At 64.6% G+C, this 2181-nt stretch carries 2 pseudogenes; one reads left to right on the top strand and one right to left on the bottom strand.

The window, feature by feature from the left end:
* A pseudogene (gene pyrB / locus WCB02_RS09125) lies at window positions 1–200 on the bottom strand (aspartate carbamoyltransferase catalytic subunit); the annotation flags it as partial.
* Window positions 201–783: 583 nt separating this feature from the next.
* On the opposite strand from pyrB, the pseudogene WCB02_RS09120 reads away from it, so the two are divergent.
* Window positions 784–2181, top strand: a pseudogene (locus WCB02_RS09120) (acyl-CoA dehydrogenase family protein); the annotation flags it as partial.

The following is a 2181-nucleotide window of genomic DNA, read 5'->3' as shown; positions in this document are numbered from 1 at the left end:
GTCCGGGTCGAGGCCTCGAAGAACAGGTTGACCTGGGTGCGGCCGCGCAGCGAGGTGCGCTTCTTGTCGATCTGGCGGTTGAGCTCGACATATTCCTCGGAAAGATCGAGCAGGCCGGTAATGTCGGCAGCGGAAAGGCCCTCGATTCCCAGCAGATGCCGGTGACCGAGGACGAAGGTCGATTTCGAATGGGATGTCATTAAAGCGAGAGCTATAGGCGCGGACCGATGGCAGGGCAAGGCCGAAACGGGGCCGGGACAGTTATCCCCCGGTTCGTCGGGGCGGTCTGTGCGGCCGGTGCGGTCATCAGGGGGAGGACGCTTGCCGCGATTTCCGCTCGTTCCATCTTCTCCATCACGCCCGGGCTCAGCGTTCCGACGGGCGGCGTCGCTTCCGCGCGCCATGCCGGGGCATCCGCGGCTTGCTTCGGCCGACTGCAAGGAAGACGTGGACGGCCGGAACAAGTCCGGCCATGACGACGTGGATGAAGCAGGCAAAAGCGATCTGGATCGCGCTCGTCGCCGCCGGCTCGCTCGTCCGCGCCCCGTAATGAATTGATTGCCGTCATGGCGCGGCAAGGCCTTGTGAACTATTCGAAGGCGCGGTGGCACTTTTCGCTGCCGGGCGCGGGCGGGTCGGCCTATGATTTCCCGACCATCGCGCACCACAACAAAATCCAGTGAGGACACGGCCATGACCCAAGCCTCCCCAACCCAAGCCTCCCCAACCCAAGCCTCCCCAACTCAAGCCTCCTTAACTCAAGCCTCCTTAACTCAAGTCTCCTTAACTCGAGCCTCCTTTGCGACCCATGACGTCTTCAACCAGTCGCCGCCGTTCGAGGATATCGATCTCTACGCGGTGGATCGGCCGTTGGCGGACGCAGTCGCGGCCAATGGTGGAGCTGAGGCCGAAGAAGAACTGTCGGTGTTCGGGCAACACTGGGGTTCGGCCGCGATGGCCGAGCGCGGCCGGATCGCCAACGAGAATACGCCGAAACTCCGCAGCTTCGACGCGAGGGGCAACCGGCGCGATCAGGTCGAGTTTCATCCGGCCTATCACGATTTGATGGCGCATTCGGTCCACGCCGGCCTCCACAATTCGACCTGGAACGCGGAGGGCAGGCCCGCCGGCGGCGCTTCCGAAGTGTTGCGCGCGGCAAAATTCTATATGGCGGCGCAGGTCGAGACCGGCCATCTCTGCCCGATCACCATGACGCGCGCCGCGGTCGCCGCACTCGCGGCGGAGCCGGCTCTGCTGGCGAAGACGATGCCCGTGATAGCAACGCGCAGCTATGATCCATCCTTTGCCCCATGGTGGAGCAAGCGCGGCATGACGCTCGGCATGGGCATGACGGAAAAGCAGGGCGGCACCGACGTGCGCGCCAACATGACGCGCGCGGTCCGCGACGGCGATGTCTATCGCATCACCGGCCACAAATGGTTCATGTCGGCGCCGATGTGCGATGCGTTCCTGGTGCTGGCGCAGGCCGACGGAGGGTTGACCTGCTTCCTGATGCCGCGCTTCGCCCCCGATGGCTCCGTCAATGCGATCCAGTTCCAAAGGCTGAAGGACAAGCTCGGCAACCGCTCCAATGCCTCGTCCGAGGTCGAATTCGTCGGCGCCCATGCGACGCGTGTGGGCGAAGAGGGCAAGGGCATCCGCACCATCATCGAGATGGTGCAGTTGACTCGGCAGGACTGCGCGATCGCCTCCGCCGGCCTGATGCGATCCGGCCTGGCGCATGCGCTCAATCATGCCCGCTATCGCAGCGTGTTCCAGAAGCATCTCGCCGATCAGCCCTTGATGCAGGCGGTGCTCTCGGACATGGCGCTGCATGTCGAAGCCTCGGTCGCGCTGGTGATGCGGCTGTGTCGTGCGTTCGACCGGACGCCCGATGATGCGAAGGAGGCGGCCTATATGCGGCTGTTGACGCCCGCGATCAAATACTGGGTCTGCAAGAGCGCGCCGCCGTTTCTCTACGAGGCGATGGAGTGCCTCGGCGGCAACGGCTATGTCGAGGACGGCATTTTGGCGCGACACTATCGGGAGGCCCCCGTCAATGCGATCTGGGAAGGGTCGGGCAACGTGATGTGCCTCGATGTGCTCAGGGCGCTGTCGCGCGAGGCCGAGGCGGCGGCGGCCGTGCTGCAGGAACTCGCGGCGGAAACCAGGGGCCTGCCC

It is taken from the genome of Bradyrhizobium sp., assembly GCF_049581145.1.
Taxonomy (GTDB): domain Bacteria; phylum Pseudomonadota; class Alphaproteobacteria; order Rhizobiales; family Xanthobacteraceae; genus Bradyrhizobium.
Note: the sequence above shows the minus strand (reverse complement) of the source record. Positions and strands in the feature narration are given on the sequence as shown.